At 41.2% G+C, this 17,488-nt stretch carries 12 protein-coding genes; 11 read left to right on the top strand and 1 reads right to left on the bottom strand.

The genetic code is table 11. From position 1 onward, the window contains the following. Positions 1–49: 49 nt before the first annotated feature. Entirely contained in the window at positions 50–1,516 is a 1,467-nt protein-coding gene (locus K8L98_RS24445) for an alpha-amylase (protein WP_223438760.1), read from the bottom strand. A gap of 274 nt (positions 1,517–1,790) precedes the next feature. Between K8L98_RS24445 and K8L98_RS24440 the strand changes: the two genes are divergently transcribed. From K8L98_RS24440 to K8L98_RS24390, 11 genes are all read left to right on the top strand, one after another. Continuing rightward, a complete protein-coding gene (locus K8L98_RS24440) occupies positions 1,791–3,086 on the top strand; it encodes a Zn-dependent hydrolase (RefSeq protein WP_223438759.1) in 1,296 nt (431 codons plus the stop codon). Between the two features lie 326 nt (positions 3,087–3,412). After that, a complete protein-coding gene (locus tag K8L98_RS24435; protein ID WP_223438758.1) occupies positions 3,413–3,997 on the top strand; it encodes a hypothetical protein in 585 nt (194 codons plus the stop codon). Between the two features lie 13 nt (positions 3,998–4,010). Then, positions 4,011–5,975 carry a DUF6792 domain-containing protein gene (locus tag K8L98_RS24430; RefSeq protein WP_223438757.1) on the top strand — a complete coding sequence of 655 codons (1,965 nt, stop codon included), beginning with the start codon at positions 4,011–4,013 and terminating at the stop codon, positions 5,973–5,975. A gap of 12 nt (positions 5,976–5,987) precedes the next feature. Next, positions 5,988–6,314, top strand: a complete 327-nt coding sequence (locus K8L98_RS24425) for a hypothetical protein (RefSeq protein WP_223438756.1) — start codon at positions 5,988–5,990, stop codon at positions 6,312–6,314. A 283-nt stretch (positions 6,315–6,597) separates the two neighbouring features. Further along, positions 6,598–6,891 (top strand): WXG100 family type VII secretion target, encoded by a 294-nt coding sequence (locus K8L98_RS24420; RefSeq protein WP_223438755.1) that lies wholly within the window; start codon positions 6,598–6,600, stop codon positions 6,889–6,891. Between the two features lie 87 nt (positions 6,892–6,978). Beyond that, positions 6,979–7,218, top strand: a complete 240-nt coding sequence (gene yukD, locus K8L98_RS24415; RefSeq protein ID WP_223438754.1) for an ESX secretion system protein YukD — start codon at positions 6,979–6,981, stop codon at positions 7,216–7,218. A 14-nt stretch (positions 7,219–7,232) separates the two neighbouring features. Then, a complete protein-coding gene (essB, locus tag K8L98_RS24410) occupies positions 7,233–8,540 on the top strand; it encodes a type VII secretion protein EssB (protein ID WP_223438753.1) in 1,308 nt (435 codons plus the stop codon). Between the two features lie 27 nt (positions 8,541–8,567). Beyond that, positions 8,568–13,052 (top strand): type VII secretion protein EssC, encoded by a 4,485-nt coding sequence (gene essC / locus K8L98_RS24405; RefSeq protein ID WP_223438752.1) that lies wholly within the window; start codon positions 8,568–8,570, stop codon positions 13,050–13,052. Beyond that, positions 13,049–15,946 (top strand): type VII secretion protein EsaA, encoded by a 2,898-nt coding sequence (gene esaA / locus K8L98_RS24400; protein WP_223438751.1) that lies wholly within the window; start codon positions 13,049–13,051, stop codon positions 15,944–15,946. The genes essC and esaA overlap by 4 nt, the downstream gene beginning before the upstream one ends. Then, positions 15,936–16,427 carry a type VII secretion protein EssA gene (gene essA, locus K8L98_RS24395; protein WP_223438750.1) on the top strand — a complete coding sequence of 164 codons (492 nt, stop codon included), beginning with the start codon at positions 15,936–15,938 and terminating at the stop codon, positions 16,425–16,427. The genes esaA and essA overlap by 11 nt, the downstream gene beginning before the upstream one ends. A gap of 361 nt (positions 16,428–16,788) precedes the next feature. Next, positions 16,789–17,478: a pseudouridine synthase gene (locus tag K8L98_RS24390; protein ID WP_223438749.1), complete on the top strand. Its 690-nt coding sequence runs from the start codon at positions 16,789–16,791 to the stop codon at positions 17,476–17,478. Positions 17,479–17,488: the final 10 nt, after the last annotated feature.

Genomic DNA, 17,488 nt, shown 5'->3' with positions numbered 1-17,488 from the left:
AAAAGAACAGCCGGTTTCCTTATCCAGGATACCGGCTGTTCACTTTCATCTATTCAACATCTTCATCTGGACGAGCCCAGACAGAAACACTTTTTCCGTTAACCGGGAACGTCGCAAAGCCATCTTCATCAATAGTGATATGCTCTTCACGGGTGCCAGTTATGTCCACCCATACTTCACCTGCATGGTGCTCGCCGACACACATCCTTTTTTCCCCTTCATCTCCATTTGAAATGACTACTGCACAGCCTGAACGGTCGAATTCATCTGCGCCGCGTCTTACCCATCCGATTGTATTTGGATGGTCGAAGTAATCCTCCTGCTCACCATAGGCTCTTGTCTGTCTGGCATAAAGGAGGGGATCAATCGCTTCTCTTTTGCCATCAATTGGGTTGTCTCCGTCAATTCCGTAGTAATCACCATAGAATACACAAGGATATCCTTGTTCTCTGAGGAGAATCAGAGCATAAGCGCTTTGCTTAAACCAATCCTCAACCCATGATTCAAGCGCTTCCTCAGGCTGGGAATCATGATTATCAACAAATGTGACGGCATGTTCCGGGTGGGAGCCCACAAGTGTATCCTCAAAAATGGTTGAGAGATCAAATTCATTTCCTTTCATGGATGCTTCATGAAGCTTGTAGTGAAGAGATACATCAAATAAACTCATTTTGTAGTCAATCTTATCAAGGAAATCCTGGCATGCCTTTAAGTCTGATTTCCAAAACTCGCCTACAAAATAAAAATCTTCTCCGCGGTCTTCATAAAGCTCTTCAGCAAACCGCTGAACAAACTCATGATTGATATGTTTAATGGCATCAAGGCGGTACCCATCACACTGAAGCGTATCTGAAAGCCACTTGCCCCATGAAATCATTTCATCCTGAACTTCTTCATTATTATAGTCAATATTGGCAAACATTAAGTAATCATAATTGCCGAATTCCCCATCAACATTTTCATTCCAGTCTTTATTGTCACCGACAATTTTAAAAATGCCGATTTTATCGTTTTTCGCATCGTAATCCGTTCCATTAAAATGCTCAAAATTCCATTCAAAAGACGAATACCTTCCTTTTCTTCCGGGGAAGTTGAATTTTGTCCAGCCTTCAATATTAACCGGCTTCGATAATTCTTCAGTGCGGTCCTCCTGATCCACTTCAATCACTTTAAATAGTTCCGTCTCATCAGCACCTGCTTTATGATTCATAACCAAATCCACATAAACGGCAATGCCGTTATCGTGACAGGCTTTAATGGCAGCAATTAATTCCTTCTTTAATCCATATTTCGTTCGGACAGACCCCTTTTGATTGAACTCTCCCAGATCATATAAGTCATACACACCATACCCGACATCATCTCCAGATTGGGCTTTTGTAACGGGAGGAATCCAAACGGAATCAATGCCTCTTTCCTTTAGCTCCGGCGCTAACTTCTTCAGCCTGTTCCAATGTGTTCCAGTAGGTCGTACATGCCACTCAAAAAACTGCATCATTGTGTGATTTTGTTCCATCCAGAATTCCCCTTTTCATTGTGTTCTTTCTGCTATCCTACTTTCTACCCTTAATAGTAGGAAATGAAGCAGAATCTTTTTAAAATTTTCTTCTGCCTTTTATCGCATTCAATTAAGGGTTCACAAAAGAATTACGGTTTGCGAAATAAATAGAATTCCTTATAATAAGAAATATTAAAAAATTCTGTAAGAAGAGCTGTCTATGGAATTCAACTGGTAATTCACCCAGTCCGGGTGCAAATATACATTTACCATAGAAAGAGAGGAATTATAAATGGCTGCCATATTTTCCAAAGAAAGATTGCTGGAGGAGCTTGATCAGTGCCCAGAGTTCGAGGGAATCAATTCAGAAGAATTGGCGGATAAACTATCAATCCTTGCTGATATCGGAAAAACTCCAGATGGAGGCATTACAAGATTTCCTTATACGAATGAAGAGAAACAGGCAAAGTCCGTTTTTAAAGAATGGATGTCGGAAATTGGCTTAGACGTCCGGGAAGATGCGATCGGAAATTTATTCGGCACGCTTCATGGGAGCTCGCCTGATCTTCCAGTCGTGATGACAGGCTCTCATTTGGACAGTGTGCCAAATGGCGGGGCATTTGACGGGCCGCTGGGATGCTTGAGCAGTTTGCTTGCGATCAAGGCCATCGCTTCTAAACAAGAGAAGCCAAAGCGTTCAATTGAGCTTGCTGTCTTTGTAGACGAGGAAGGAGCACGGTTTAAAAATGGAATTTTTGGAAGCCGAGTCATGATGGGTGAAGTTGACGCAGCAGATTTCAAATCATTTAAAGATGATAAAGGTAACGTTCTATACGATGAAATGGTAAGATGCGGGCATGATCCGGAACGAGTGCAGGATTCGTACAGAAATCCAGAGGATATTCATGCTTTTCTTGAACTTCATATTGAACAGGGAAAACGCCTCGAGTCAGCAAACAAAAACATCGGCATCGTGAGCGGCATTGCCGGTCCATCCTGGACATGCTTTACGTTTATAGGCAACACAGATCACGCGGGTAATACGCCGATGAACTTTCGCCGGGATACACTGGCGGCAGCAGCAGAATTTATTTTAAAAGTTGAACAGGCGCCGGGAAGGTTCAGCCAAACGGCTGTTGCAACGGTCGGAAAAATAAACGTCTTTCCAAACGGGACGAACGTTATTTCCGGCAAAACAGAGGTCATTGTGGATGCAAGGGATATTGATTTGGCTGCCAGAGATGCCATGATTTCCGCATTAAAAGATGAAGCAATGAATCTCTCAAAGGTAAGAGGAGTGACTGTTGACATAAACGACGGCATCAATATATCGCCTGTGATCGTACCAGATCATATACAGGAAGTTATCCAATCATCTGCTGAAGCGAGTGGAATGACCTCGCTCTTTCTTCCCAGCGGAGCAGGGCATGACGCAATGACACTGGGAAAATATGTGCCTTCAGGCATGATTTTTGTGCCGAGCTTAAACGGGAAAAGCCATTCACCAGAGGAGTGGACCTCACTCCCTGACTGCATCAGAGGTGTACAGGTGCTGAAAGAATCACTTGCCAGGCTTGCAAATAGCTAGGTGAGGAGTCAATGAAATGATTAAGTAAAAAAACCTCTTCCGTATTTGGGAGAGGTTTTTTTGAAAAGATAAGTTTAAATCTCATAGAAACATAGTCATATAATTGCCGGAAAATAAGGGGGGGGTATATGGAATTTAATAAGCAATAACTCACATGTATTAAGTAGTAATTTTTTCATTATTCAAGTTTCATATTGAACGCTAGTGGGAAAATGTGGTAGTAATAAGATGGAGTACATACGAGATATCCGAAAGGAGCCCATCCATTGAAAAAAATAATACAGCTTAGTCTGGTTTTAATGCTGATCTTTACTGGGGGTTGCGGAATGAGCAAAGAAAAAGAAAGCGGTAAAATAGATGCTTCGTCAATGCCTGATACGGAAGCATTTAAAGATGAGTTTACACGTGAATTTTTGACTTCAAATGAAGAGGTTGAAGAAGGGTATTATACATTCCAATCAAAGACAAAGGGATATACGATGTTGTTTCCTGAAAACGCAAAGATCTCCAGCGGCGATTATGAACAAATTGAAAATACATACGAGGCACTAAGTTTTAGTGAAAATTTAAATGAAGAAAATATTACATACTTTATTTCGACTAATTTTGAAGAAAGCTCACATGCAGGGAATATCTCTTTGAACACGAAACTATTGTCAAGGGTGTCAGGCTATGATGGTGAATACTCAAAGTATGAACTTAACGATAAGACAATATATTTCGGAGAAAAACAGAATAATGATAAAGGCTTTTATTCTTATATTGCCTATATAAAATCTAATAATACAGATAAAGGTATCCGTTTTATTTATAATGGTAGATGCTTAGACAGAGATCAATCATGTGAGCTATCCCCTTCTAATATAAGAGGAAAAATTAAAAAAATTACAGATTCTATTAAATTCAAGTAATTTAGGTGATTTTATGAACAGTAAAGAAGTGTTGGGTACTGATATAATTAGGGCTAGAATCGCTGAACGAGAATACGGGGGAAAGAAACAGGTTCCGATTACCGAGGAAGACATTAGAAAAATTTATATTGAAGAAACTGGAAATAAACCTCCTGCAAAAATAAAAGTCTATCACTCTGATGATTATAAGGGAAGTAAAAGTGCGGATTCGGGTTTTGATGGAACAATTATACATTTTTTTGATTCTGAAAAAGGAATAAATCAGTCTTATACAATTACCAGAGGTAGTGAACATAAAGAAGGTAATAGCTATGAAGATAAACCTTTAGATTGGATATATAATGCTATGGGGATTTTTTCAGGCGTAAACGAGAGTCAGTTTGATTCAGCATTACAATTTGAAATACTGGTAAGTGATGAAATTGATAAAAATCTTGAATATGAATACAAATTATTAAATGCAAAAGGCGTCGATTTACCAAATAAAGAAATACCATTGAAAAAGATTGGAGTTGGGCATTCATTAGGTGGAAACCTTATTCAAATGTTGTCCATAATTAACGGTGTCTTTGAGAATGTTTATGCAATTAATGACGCTCCCCCAAGTGCATACCAATTGGCAACAATAGATTCGGAATTCAGAGGTAGTTTATATACAAAGTATAATATAAAGGAATCCGATTTTAACAAAATCTACACCATCCCCCCAGTGGAACTAAAAGCATTCGCCGAAAACTACTACAAAGAAAAAGGAAAGAACATTCACCACCTCACCAACGAAGAAGACATGCTGTTTGCAGCATCTGATCTGCGTGGATTTCTTAATTTGGGGAGCCGGACAATCTTGGATTCTGATCCTGATTTTGTGAGTATCCGCGACAGAATCGGCAATCTTTCTGACGAAGATCTTCATGAGATGCAGAAGTTTCTTGTAAAGTATGCACCAGCTTACCGTGTTGGAGGCTATAACGGCTTAATCAAGGCGATGACAGGTATTGATCTGGTTCTTTTGCAGGATCTAAAAAGTACATGGAGCGATTTTAGTATTACGGATAACCCGGTGGATACACTTGATTCGGTCTGGGAGACGGTCAAAAATTTTGACGAGATTGCAGTTAATCTCAAGGATTTTGCACTGCAGCTGCCGCAATTGATTAAAAATCTTCCGGTCCTGTTGAGCATTTTTACTGATCTGACGAGCGGGGAAATTGACCTTATTGTGGATGAACTTAAAGGAATGGAGAAGGATGTAAAGGAAATCCAGAGCTTGATTGCAAGTCTTGCAGATTTGACGGCGATGGATGGACTTCTAACTCTTAATCCCATAGAATTTGTTCAAAAAATGTTTACTATTAAAGATCTTTTTGAAGCAATTGATGCGAAAATCGATCAGCTTTTCGGACGTTTCGATACCATTAAAGCCATCATCAAGGAGGCAAAGGTGGAATTTGGCGAGGCAGCAGAGGGCCACAGCCTTCAGCAGGTTTCCAATGCACTTGCTAAGAAAGGCAGACGTTATGAAGGCGGAAGTCTCTTTATCTTTAAGGTTGGCGGGAATGGACAGAAAATCGAAGTGAATCTCTCTTCAGCTGTGAGGATTTATCAATCAGGAATGGATTCCTATGATGATCAGGAGGCTGCTCTGAGAAGATACCAGCGTGCTTTTGAGGCTGTCTTCTTTGAGGATTACGAGAGAAGAAAAGGAGATCTTCTAAGCAAGATTCATGATATGGAATCTAATCCGCGTTCTTATCGCAAGCTGCTTGCCATAGGAAGCGAATATGAAGTGAAAAGCATTCATGTTCATGAACAAATTAAAGCGCTGCCTGCAGTCTTCTCAGACCGTTTAGATGTAACGGTCCTTCATTTTCAGGATCAATTCGATAAAGGGAGAAAACTCATCTCTTCCATTAAGACCTCCATTGAGAAGATGTTTCAAGAAGAAAAGGACATTGCTTCTATTTTTGATCTCAGATAAGGAGGAATATGTGTGAACCAGCTTTATAAAGAGCACGTGTTTGATTCTGCTAAGGATTTAAGATACAAAGCGGATCCTCTTAATTTCCAGCTTGAAACGCTGGCTTCTGCAGGGGTTGAGCTTTCCAATCTGATAAGAGCTGAGCTTGCAGGGAGTACGGCAGAGTTTATTGCCCAAATATCCATTGAACTGACCAAGCTTCGTTCTGAAAATGAAGCAGTCATCAGCCAGCAGATTAACAGCAATCATATGCTCGCGATTCAATATTCCAACTTGGTGAATGATACGAATGCTCAATACATGACCATTCGATATGATAAGAAAGAACCGGTTGGATAAAATCACGCACCCCGTTATATATTTTCAAGAAATCCCGGAATCAAGAACGGGACTATTTCATTAAGAGTATGGAAAAATTTTATAAAAATTACCTTAAAATAGGTTTTATCGGTAAAATATATGGGTAATTAATAACAGAATTGAGGAAACCAGTAATATTCTTCCTCTATTACATAATAGTAGATAGAATGTACCATTTTACTAGTATTCTAGAAGTAACAATTGACCTTCATGGTCTTTGTTTATACAATTAATGTAAATTCGTGTAAAAGGAGAGATGAAAATGTCAGGAATTATTCGCGTTACCCCTGCAGAACTTGTCGATATGTCAAAACGTTATAACAATGAAGGTGGAGAGCTTGGTCTTCTTATTGGACGTCTAGACAGCATGATTGGTCAATTACAGGCTATGTGGGAAGGGGAAGCAAGCAACGCTTTCAGAGATCAATATGAACAGCTTAAGCCTTCTTTCGTAGATATGCAGCATTTAGTTGAAGATATTTCAAGACAATTAGAGAAGACAGCACACGCTCTTCAAGAGGCTGATGCAAACATTGCAGGCCAAATCCGCGGTTAATAGGATCTGACAATCTAATGAAGTGCAGAAAGGAGCGCCCATTCTAAATCAGATGATGGCGCTTCTTCATTTTTGAGGTGAAAAGGCATGTATATTGAAGTGACAATCGATTTGAAGCATTACACAGGAGAAACATTTGATTTGCGTCTATCAAATTATCACTCTGTCAAAAAAGTAGTGGATATAGTATGGCAGACAAGATGCATTTCTGACCCACCTCGAGAAGGGTATTGGGTGCGCGTTCCCAATAAGCAGATTGTCCTATCAGGCAACCATAAGCTTGTAGAATGCGGAATTACAACAGGAGATCGTTTTGAAATCCTATGAAGGAGTCATTCTCAATGTCAGAAAAAAAACAGACTTATTTAGAGCAGCAGCTTGAGGCCGTCATAACGAAGGAAGATGGCTATACTTTCATCTTTCAAACAGAAAAAGTAAAACTGGATCAAGCAGCAGAAATCGATATGCTGAAAGAAATGGATCCATCCATTAAGCGGGAAATCGTTCTGACTGAAGATGAATTAAGAGTTCATGTTCAGCCTCCGGAGACTTATTTGGGTTTTTCCAGTTTAAATAAAAAAGAAGAGCGAAGCAAGTGGAATTTTTCCTATCAGCTGGTAAAAAAGGTGAAAAATCACTCGTTATCACGGCTTCATTTGATTATATGTCCTGAAAACATTTTATTTGACCAAAGCTTTACGCCCTATTTTCTTCATTACGGTGTAATGGAAAGTATTCCTCCATATGAACAGGCCGGGGACAGGCTATGGCAGGAATTGAAAGCCTGTGCTGCAGCTGCTGTTGATTCCAAATATACCTTTGAACAATATCTGAAATTCAATGAAACTTTGGACATTTCACCAGTATCCAGGGAATTGCTTTCAGCGGCAGATTATCCTGAATTGTTAACCCTGATAGAAAAGAACATGAGGGAAATCGACAAGAAGAATGCCGCTCTGGTATCCATTCCTGAAAAGAAATGGAAGCTTACACGGTACATAGCTCTGGGATTTCTTGTTTTGCTTGTTCCTGCACTTATTTATACAGCTTATTCCCTTTTTTCCCTTCATCCTAAACAAGAAGCGTTTGTAGAGAGCAATGAATACTATTTGGGCAACGATTACAGTGAAGTAGTCAGCACCCTTGCAGGCTACAGCATAGAAGAAATGCCTAACGTTGTTAAATTTCAATTAGCATCGTCTTACATAGTCAATGAATCTTTGACAGAAGACCAAAAGGAAAGCCTGCAAAACACGCTGACCCTTCAATCCGATCCGCAGTACCTTGAATATTGGATTCATATAGGAAGAGGCGAGGCTAAAGAGGCACTCGATCTTGCAAGAAATCTTGAGGACCGGGATCTGATTGTATTTGGACTGATTCAATACCAGAACCAAATAAAAGCAGATACCGAAATGAACAGTGAAGAAAAGCAGCAAGAACTTCAAAAAATTGATGCAGAAATAAAACAATTTGAAGAAGAACGAGAAGCCCAGAAGAAAGAAGAAGAACAGAAGTTAGAGGAAGAACAGAAAGCGAAAGAGCAAGTGGAAGAACAGCAGAAAGCAGAAGAAGAGGCAAAAAAGGCAGCTGAGCAGGCGAAAGCAGAGAAAAAGCCAGCGGCTCCTGCAAAATCGGGTTCCAACTGACGATTATAGGCAACAGGAGGTGATTTCATGAGTATTTTATGGGTTTTTCACGGTGAAGCCTATCAGCAATATGAGGTGAACGAAGAAGCGTTCCGCCCGATTTCCATCGGTTCAGAAATTCAGCACACGCTGACAGTCAGGAATTTTCCTTTTTCTGAAGGAGCTTTGACCGTTGCAAAAACAGAGGAAATAGATGGGTTTGTCATTATTCAGAATGACAAACCTATTGGAAAGGCTGCTGTAAAAGAGCCATTCCGTTTTGAGGATCATTCAGAACAGCTGATAATTTATTTAACACCGGCGCCTGAAAAAGAAGAATCCTACTATATTGGATTTCAAAAAGAAATTTCTTTTTCAGCGGCCATTAAAGAGGCTCACATTTATAAAGATAAGGGTCCTTTTCCTGTTCTCGAAAAAGGATCTCTCACCTTGTTAAAAACAGGAAGTCATTGGAAGGTATCCCCAGAGGGTGAGAAGGTCTACTTGAATGGAAGGAAGATAGAGGGTCTCACGCAATTACAAATTGGGGACATTCTCTTCTGGCCGTTTATGACGGTCCGGCTGATAGAAGACGATTTGATACAGGTTTTGAGCATAAATGAGTTTCATTCAAGCCTGCCCCATACGGAAAAACCAAGATCTGAAATGAGCAAAAAGTATCCGACCTACCGCCGCACGCCGCGGATGATCTATGAGCTGCCAAAAGATAAAATTTCGCTCACTTTCCCGGCGCAGGAAGGGGACGATCAATCACGGAGCCTGTGGCTGATTATTCTGCCGCCGCTTGTCATGATGCTTGCGATGGGAATTGTCGCTCTTATTGCTCCGCGAGGCATTTTTATCATCGTCTCCATGGTTATGTTTGTGATGACGCTGATCACGTCAACGGCGCAATATTTCAGAGAAAAAGGAAATTACAAGAAACGCCAAGAACGCAGACTCCGCGTATACACACAATACCTTGAAAACAAACGCCATGAGCTTCAGGAGGTAGCTGAAAAACAGCGCCAGGTTCTTTCTTACCACTTTCCTTCTTTTGAACAAATGAAGTATATGACGCAGCAAATATCAGACCGAATTTGGGAAAGAACGCCTGAAAGCAATGACTTTCTGGAACTTCGAATCGGAACGGGAAAAGTTAAATCAAGCTATCAAATTTCACTTAACTCAAACGATTTGGCGAACAGAGAAGTGGATAATCTGCTTGAACAGTCACAGCAAATGGAAAAGGTATACAGGGAAATTGGTTCAGTGCCAATCAGTGTAAACCTTTCTCGGGGTGCTATGGGACTGATCGGGAAAGAAGCAATCATGAAAAATGAACTTCATCAATTAATTGGACAGCTTGCATTTTCACACAGCTATCATGATGTCCGCTTTGTGTTTATTTTTAATGAAAAAGAATACAAGAGCTGGGAATGGCTGAAATGGCTTCCGCATTTTCAGCTTCCGCACGCATTTGCAAAAGGCATGATTTATAACGAGCAGACAAGAGATCAGCTGCTTACTTCGATCTATGAAATGCTGCGTGAGCGTGATCTGGAAGAAAAGAAAGAAAACACAAGGTTTGCACCTCACATTATTTTTGTTATTACTAATCAGCAGCTTATTTCTGATCATGTGATTTTGGAATATTTAGAAGGCGAGTTTTCACATTTAGGCATTTCCGTTATTTTTGCTGCCGAAGCGAAAGAGAGCCTGTCTGATAACATCCACACGCTTGTTAGGTATGTCAACGATCAAGAAGGGGACATTCTCATTCAGGAGAAAAAAGCGGTTTCGATTCCTTTTAAGCTGGATTTACATAAGCATGATGGAAATGAGTCGTTCGCCCGGATGCTTCGTACACTTGATCACCAAGTGGGAATGACAAATTCGATTCCAAAAAGCGTTTCCTTTTTAGAGATGGTCAATGTAAAAGAAGTTGATGATCTCCCGATTGAGCAAAACTGGCAGACGCGGGAATCGGCAAAATCTCTTGCTGTTCCAGTAGGACTAAAGGGCAAGGAAGATGTGGTGGAATTAAACCTGCACGAAAAAGCTCATGGGCCTCACGGTCTATTAGCGGGTACTACCGGTTCAGGGAAAAGTGAATTCCTTCAAACCTATATTCTGTCATTGGCTGTTCATTTCCACCCTCATGAGGTAGCTTTCCTGCTGATTGATTACAAGGGCGGCGGAATGGCGCAGCCGTTTAAAAATATGCCGCATTTGCTTGGCACGATCACAAACATTGAAGGCAGCAAAAACTTCAGTGCCCGTGCCCTTGCATCAATCAAAAGTGAATTAAAAAGACGCCAGCGTCTTTTCGATCAGTATCAGGTCAATCACATTAATGATTATACAAGTCTTTATAAACGCAATCAGGCCGAAGAACCTCTGCCTCATTTATTTTTAATATCTGATGAATTTGCAGAATTAAAAAGCGAAGAGCCTGATTTTATCAGGGAGCTAGTCAGCACAGCGCGCATCGGCCGAAGCTTAGGCGTGCATCTCATCCTGGCCACACAAAAGCCTGGAGGAGTCATCGATGACCAAATCTGGAGTAATGCCAGATTCAGAGTGGCCCTTAAGGTTCAGGATGCAAGCGACAGTAAAGAGATCTTGAAAAATGCAGATGCCGCCTCTATTACCGTTACAGGACGAGGCTACCTGCAGGTAGGCAATAATGAGGTTTACGATCTGTTTCAATCAGCATGGAGCGGAGCGCCTTATCTAGAAGAAACATCAGAGTCGGAAGATGAGGTAGCGATCGTGACAGACCTTGGTTTGCAGCCATTATCAAATGTCGCATCTTCTAAACAGCATAAAAAAGATACGGAATCACAGATTGAAGTGATTGTCGATAGAATTGAAGAATTGCAGGCGAAAATGGGTATTCGCAAGCTGAACAGCCCATGGCTCCCGCCGCTTGAAAACAGAATTTCGCGCCATCAATATGCTTCCCATCAGCATGAGGAAATATATCTTGGTCTGATTGATGAGCCTGAAAAGCAAAGCCAGACCCCATACTCGTATCAGCTGATGGATGACGGCAATATCGCCATCTTCGGTTCTTCCGGCTATGGGAAATCACATACTGTGATGCTTCTGCTTTTAAGCATCGCAGCAAGGCTCAGCCCTGAGGAAGCCCACTATTACGTCATAGATTATGGCAATGGAACATTGCTGCCGCTTAGACAGCTTCCGCATACAGCGGATTATTTCCAGCTCGATCAAGAGCTGAAAATTGAAAAGTTTATGAGAATCGTAAAAGATGAGATTTCGCGCAGGAAGCTATTGTTTCAGCAGCAAGAGGTCAGCAGCATCAAAATGTACAATTCATTATGTAATAACAAGCTCCCTCTTATGTATATTGCCATTGATAATTTTGATCTCGTGAAAGAGGAAATGCAGGAACTTGAAACGCAGCTGATTCAATTTGCCCGTGATGGCCAGTCTCTAGGCATCTATATGATTTTTACAGCCACAAGGGTACAGTCTGTCCGACAATCATTGATGAACAGCATGAAAACAAAAATCCTTCATTACCTTATGGATACGACGGAAACATACATGGCCATTGGAAAAGTCCCTTTTGCGCCTGAACCAATTCCGGGACGCGCCATTATCAAGAAGGATCATGCCTATTTCTCTCAAATTTTCCTGCCTGCTGATGGAGAGGATGATTATGAGCTCCTTGATTCCATTAAAGAAGATATTGGTATGCTGAAGGAGAAGTACAAGAATGCCAAGCTTCCACGTCCTGTCCCAATGCTTCCTGCAGAACTGACCATGATCAACTTTACACAGTTCACAGCTGATGCTCAGAAAACAGGCGTGATCCCAATCGGACTTGATGAAGAGCATGTTCAGCCTGTCAGCGTGAATCTGGCGAAAACAAAGCACTGCATCATACTCGGCCAGACTCAAAAAGGGAAGACAAACGTTCTTAAAGTCATCTTGAACACAGCCCTGCTTCAGCCGACCGAATCTATCGGTATATTCGATTCGATTGACCGGGGACTGGCAAGCTATGCTTCTGAAGAAAAGGTTGCTTATCTTGACACGAAAGAACAAATATCGTTGTGGCTTGATCGAACAGAAGAACTTCTTAAAGACAGAGAACAAACCTACCTTACAGCTATCCAGCAGGGTGTTGTAAATAATTTAGCCTTCTCGCCGGTTATGCTTGTCATTGATGGCTATTCAAGATTCCAGCAATCTCTTGACAGTATGCTTCAAGACCGTTTGACACGATTTATGAAAAACTACAGCCATCTCGGCTTTAATGTCATTGTTTCAGGTAATAACAACGAGCTGACAAAAGGATTTGATGCGTTCACAAGTGAAATCAAACAGATCCGCCAGGCGCTCATTTTAATGAAAAAATCAGAGCAAACCCTATATACCTTGCCTTACAGCCGGAAAGAAAGCGATATTCACCCAGGCTTCGGATACTATGTGGAAAATGGCAAAGAAACGAAAATACAAATTCCTCTTTGTGTCATTGAAAGGAAGATCTACACATGACAGATCAAAGAAAACATACGATTAAAATGATCGCTGCGGTGCTGCTTATCTTAGCAGTGCCAGCTCTCTTCTTCCAATTCATCGGGGACAACCCGCTTGAAATAAAGGAGAAAGCTACGAGAAACATCGCTGTCGTTAATGAGGACATCGGAACAGAAAAGGCTGAAGGGGAAAATACAGAAGCTGAACCTGTTCAATTTGGAAAGGAAGTTGCAGCGATCCTTGACGAGGATTCTCAGTACGACTGGACAATCTTAAGCAGAAGTGCCGCAGTTAACGGGCTGAAAAACGGGTCGTACGACGCTGTCATTTATATTCCTTCCAATTTTTCTGCCAACATTTTAACTTATGATGAGCAGCAGCCTTCAAAAGCAGAATTTGAATATGTGGTCCAAAATCAGCTGAATGCTGAAAACAGACAAAGAGTGCTTCGCGCACTGGAAGACGCTACAGGCCGCGTAAATAAGCAAATGTCTTCGCTGTACTGGAGCTATGTCGCACAGGACATGGAGAATGTAAGAGAAGAGTTTGACCGTATTCTTGAAAAGGAAATTACCTTTCAAAATGCCATGCTTAATTTTTATAAACCAAGCTCTAAAGATCTGGCAGGGGAATTAGATCAGCAAAAGCAGATGCTTGAGCAATTGCAAACGACAATGAAACAGGCTGAACAAGAAACGCCTGAACAGAAAAACACAGTCGAGCAATTTGAGAAAAGCCTTGCTTCATTCGTAGAGTATGTTGAAGAATATCAGACATATCAGGAAGATCAGCAGCAGCTTCTGACGTTAGCCCAGCAGGAAAGTTTAACGGCTATTCAGGGCGGCACAATGGAAGTGGATCAAGTACAGAATGAAACGCAGCAGGAATTTAATGAACAAGGAAGCAAGCTTGCATCAAGAATGACTGACATTCAGCAGCAGCTTGATCAGAATCAAAAAACAGCAGAAAACCTTGGCAGTGTAAGGCTCAGCCAAACAGAACGCCAGGCAAGAGAGCTTGAGACTGTTCACCGTAATTATGTGGACATGTATATTATGAAGGATAACCAGGATACACTGAACCGCCTTGAAGGGGAGCTCATTCCTCTTAGGGAAAGCCTTAAGCAAGGAAGTCCCGGGGAGGAACCAGGTAATGGAGAGGAAGGGCCTCCTGAAGATGATGGAGAGGTTGCTGAACCAGAAACTCCCGGCGAAAATGAAAGTCCTGCCAACATGGAAGAGGAGCGGGCTGACATTCTTGCTGTTTCAGAACAGATGAAAAATCTGAAGACAATTCTGGAAACCATTCCGGACCCTAAACCGGATCAAGTAACACAAGCGATAACAGAATTAGAGAATATGTCAGCACAGCTTGTTGCAATCGAAGAATCGATTAAGTTAAAAGAAGATCAGAACTCATGGAAAGATGAGTATGATAAATTACTTGCTCTTTATGAAAAGCTGACAGAAGACAATGCAAAACTATTAGAAGAAAATCAGCTTCTAAAAGATGAAAACAGCAAACTGGCAGAAAAGATCAAACATCTGACAGAAAATATGAACTCAGGTTCAGCTGCCATCATGGAACAAGAACAAACCATTCTTAACTCGCTCAGTCCTGAAAGAAAGCAAAGACTTGAGAGTGTATTCAGCGAGCCTATCGGAAATGCATCAATGAACGATGTACTGAAATACCATACGATTTTGTCTCAGTATGAGGCAGCCGCCAAGCGTATGAATAACTCATCAGATCCGGCCAAAGATGCTGTCCTTGCAGATGAAATGCAAAAAACGAAAGTAGCTGCCATTCTATCAATCAATGAAGAAGAACAAGGCGCATGGGACAAGCTGAATCAGGAACTGCCGGCTACTGAAGAAGAAATGAAAGAAGTCCAGGCTTCCGCTCTGGCATTCATGGATGAATACAGCAAGGAGCTTGATGCTCAGCAGACAGCTATATTAGAAGATCTTGCTTCTATGGAAGAGAGCGCAAATAGCGTACTCAGCCAAGTACAGGAATCAGAAAATACTGCTTCTAGAATGCCGCTGGAAAATTCAGACGGTACAACACTTGTTGTCAATCAGCAAAATATCAGTCAGGAATTGGTTATGATTACGGACTTGATAAACTCTCTTGGAGACAGACAGGAGACAGTTGTAAGCAGTACGGATGTCCTTCAGCAAAAAGTGAATGAAGTGCAATCTGAAGCAGATCTCTTAAATGATAAATGGGCAACGAATGTAGCTTCAACACAGCTTGTCAGAGATGACGTTTTCAGTATTCTCGGCAATACGTTTGTAGACGGACAGAATAACGGCTACGTTTATGAGCATCTTGCCAATCCGCTGCAAATAAGCGGAGAAGCACCGGCAGCTCAGGCAAAAGCGGTGCCGCCGGTCGTTATTCTTGTTATCATCCTAATCAGCAGCTTGCTGATCGGATTCTTCAGTCATTATTTTAAAGCAGCACCGTTATTAGTTAGAGGATCCATGTTTGGCCTATTAAACTTAATTGTGGGGCTCATCATAAGCGTATTCGGTTTAAATATATACACACTTACAGATGAACGTGCAATTCAATGGTCAATCTTTACAGTCCTCCTGTTATTTGCAGCATCAACAATTGTACGGGTAGCGTTCTTGCTCGGCAATTTTACAGGCTGGCTTGCAAGTGTAGGGCTTGTTGCGTTCTTTATCAGTCCTTTGCTTGCTTTAGCAGCGCCAAACTTTACGTATGAAGATCCGATGTCTAAGGTGTACATCTCGATCCAATATGACGTAAATAACTTATTTACTCAGGGAGTGATTGTGCTGATCGGCATCATCCTTGTTCTGACCATCCTTCCGTTTGTTGTGAATACTCTTAAAAACACAAACGAAAAGGCTAATCAGGAACATGCCCATGAAGCGTAATTCAATCATTTTGATAACCCTATTGCTGGTTATCATTAGTTTGAGCAGCGGGGTAACAGTAAAAGCAGAGACAGAATCAAACCTTGAGGAACTTGATCCTAATATCTATGAGGAAAAAGAGCTCAAGGAAAACACGGATTACCTGCATGAAGAATCACTTTATGAAAAAAGAAACTCAATACCGGAGGAGCAAAAAGATCTAACCTTTGAAAAGCCATCAAGAGATGAAAGGGATGATCTGCAGGAACAGCTCTTCACAAATTACACGAAAGAGAAAAACACAATTAAATCCAAAGCTGAACAAATGGATTTATTCTCAGGCACTGCAGAACCATCGATGAGTATGAGCGAAACGGAAAATAAAGATACTAGTCAAAATTCCGGCTTAATGATGACGTATATTCTCCTGATTGCCATTGGCGTCATCCTAATGATTGGTCTTTTGATTCCAAAGATGACACAAGGCAAAAAAACAGAATAAGAGATTGAGGCAGCTTTTTATAAGCTGTCTTTTTTTCGTGCTTCGATGTCAGGTCCAGCGAGCCTGCGGCATGCGCTAGTAAAGAATGATTTTCGCTAATAAAAGGCTATTTCAGCTAATTGGAAACAATAGGGATAAATCAAAAATTCGAATCGCTAATAAAGTTGATTAATTCACTATAAATGGGAAGTAAATCGCTAATATAGGTACAACTTTCGCAAATAAATGGGCGATTTTCGCTAAAAGATCCTTTCACTGCTCACCGGATTAAGAAATACTTTACTTATTTTGGATGTAGAGCAAAAAACATCCTTCGTGCTATGATGATAGGAATCTATGAACATGAAAGAGAAACAATCCAATGAGAATAAATAAATATATAAGTGAAACAGGCTGCTGCTCAAGGCGTGAAACCGATCGTCTTATTGCGGATTGCCGGATAACCATTAATGGAGTCACGTGTGAGGCCGGCGACACGGTAGCTGAAGGGGATATTGTATTGATTGACGGCAGTCCTATCCCGCCTAAAGCCATACCCGTCTATCTGGCTTTAAATAAACCAGTGGGTATTACCTGTACAGCAGCAAAAGATGTAAAGGGGAATATTATTGACTTTATGGATTTCCCGGAACGGATCTTTCCTGTTGGCAGGCTGGATAAAGCGTCAGAAGGATTAATTTTGCTCACAAATGATGGAGCGATCGTAAACAAAATCATGCGTTCTGAACATGGCCATGAAAAAGAATATCTTGTTAAAGTAGATAAGCCATTTGACGATGACTTTATTCTTGGAATGTCAGGGGGAGTAGAAATACTCGGCGTGACAACTAAATCGTGTACTGTGGAGAGGATCAGTGATTGCGAATTCCGCATCATTCTTACCCAAGGACTTAATCGTCAAATTCGCAGAATGTGCAAGGTATTTGGCTATAAGATAGAGAGGCTTGAAAGAAAGCGGATCATGAACCTGTCTGTTGAAGGCTTAAGCAGCGGGGAGTGGCGCGAGTTGACTGTATATGAGGTTGAAGAGCTGATGAACAGGCTTGCTTAAAGAAAAAACC

It is taken from the genome of Metabacillus dongyingensis, from assembly GCF_019933155.2.
Taxonomy (GTDB): Bacteria; Bacillota; Bacilli; order Bacillales; family Bacillaceae; genus Bacillus_P; species Bacillus_P dongyingensis.
The sequence above is the reverse complement of the archived record's forward strand: the minus strand, read 5'-3'. Positions and strand labels throughout refer to the sequence as shown.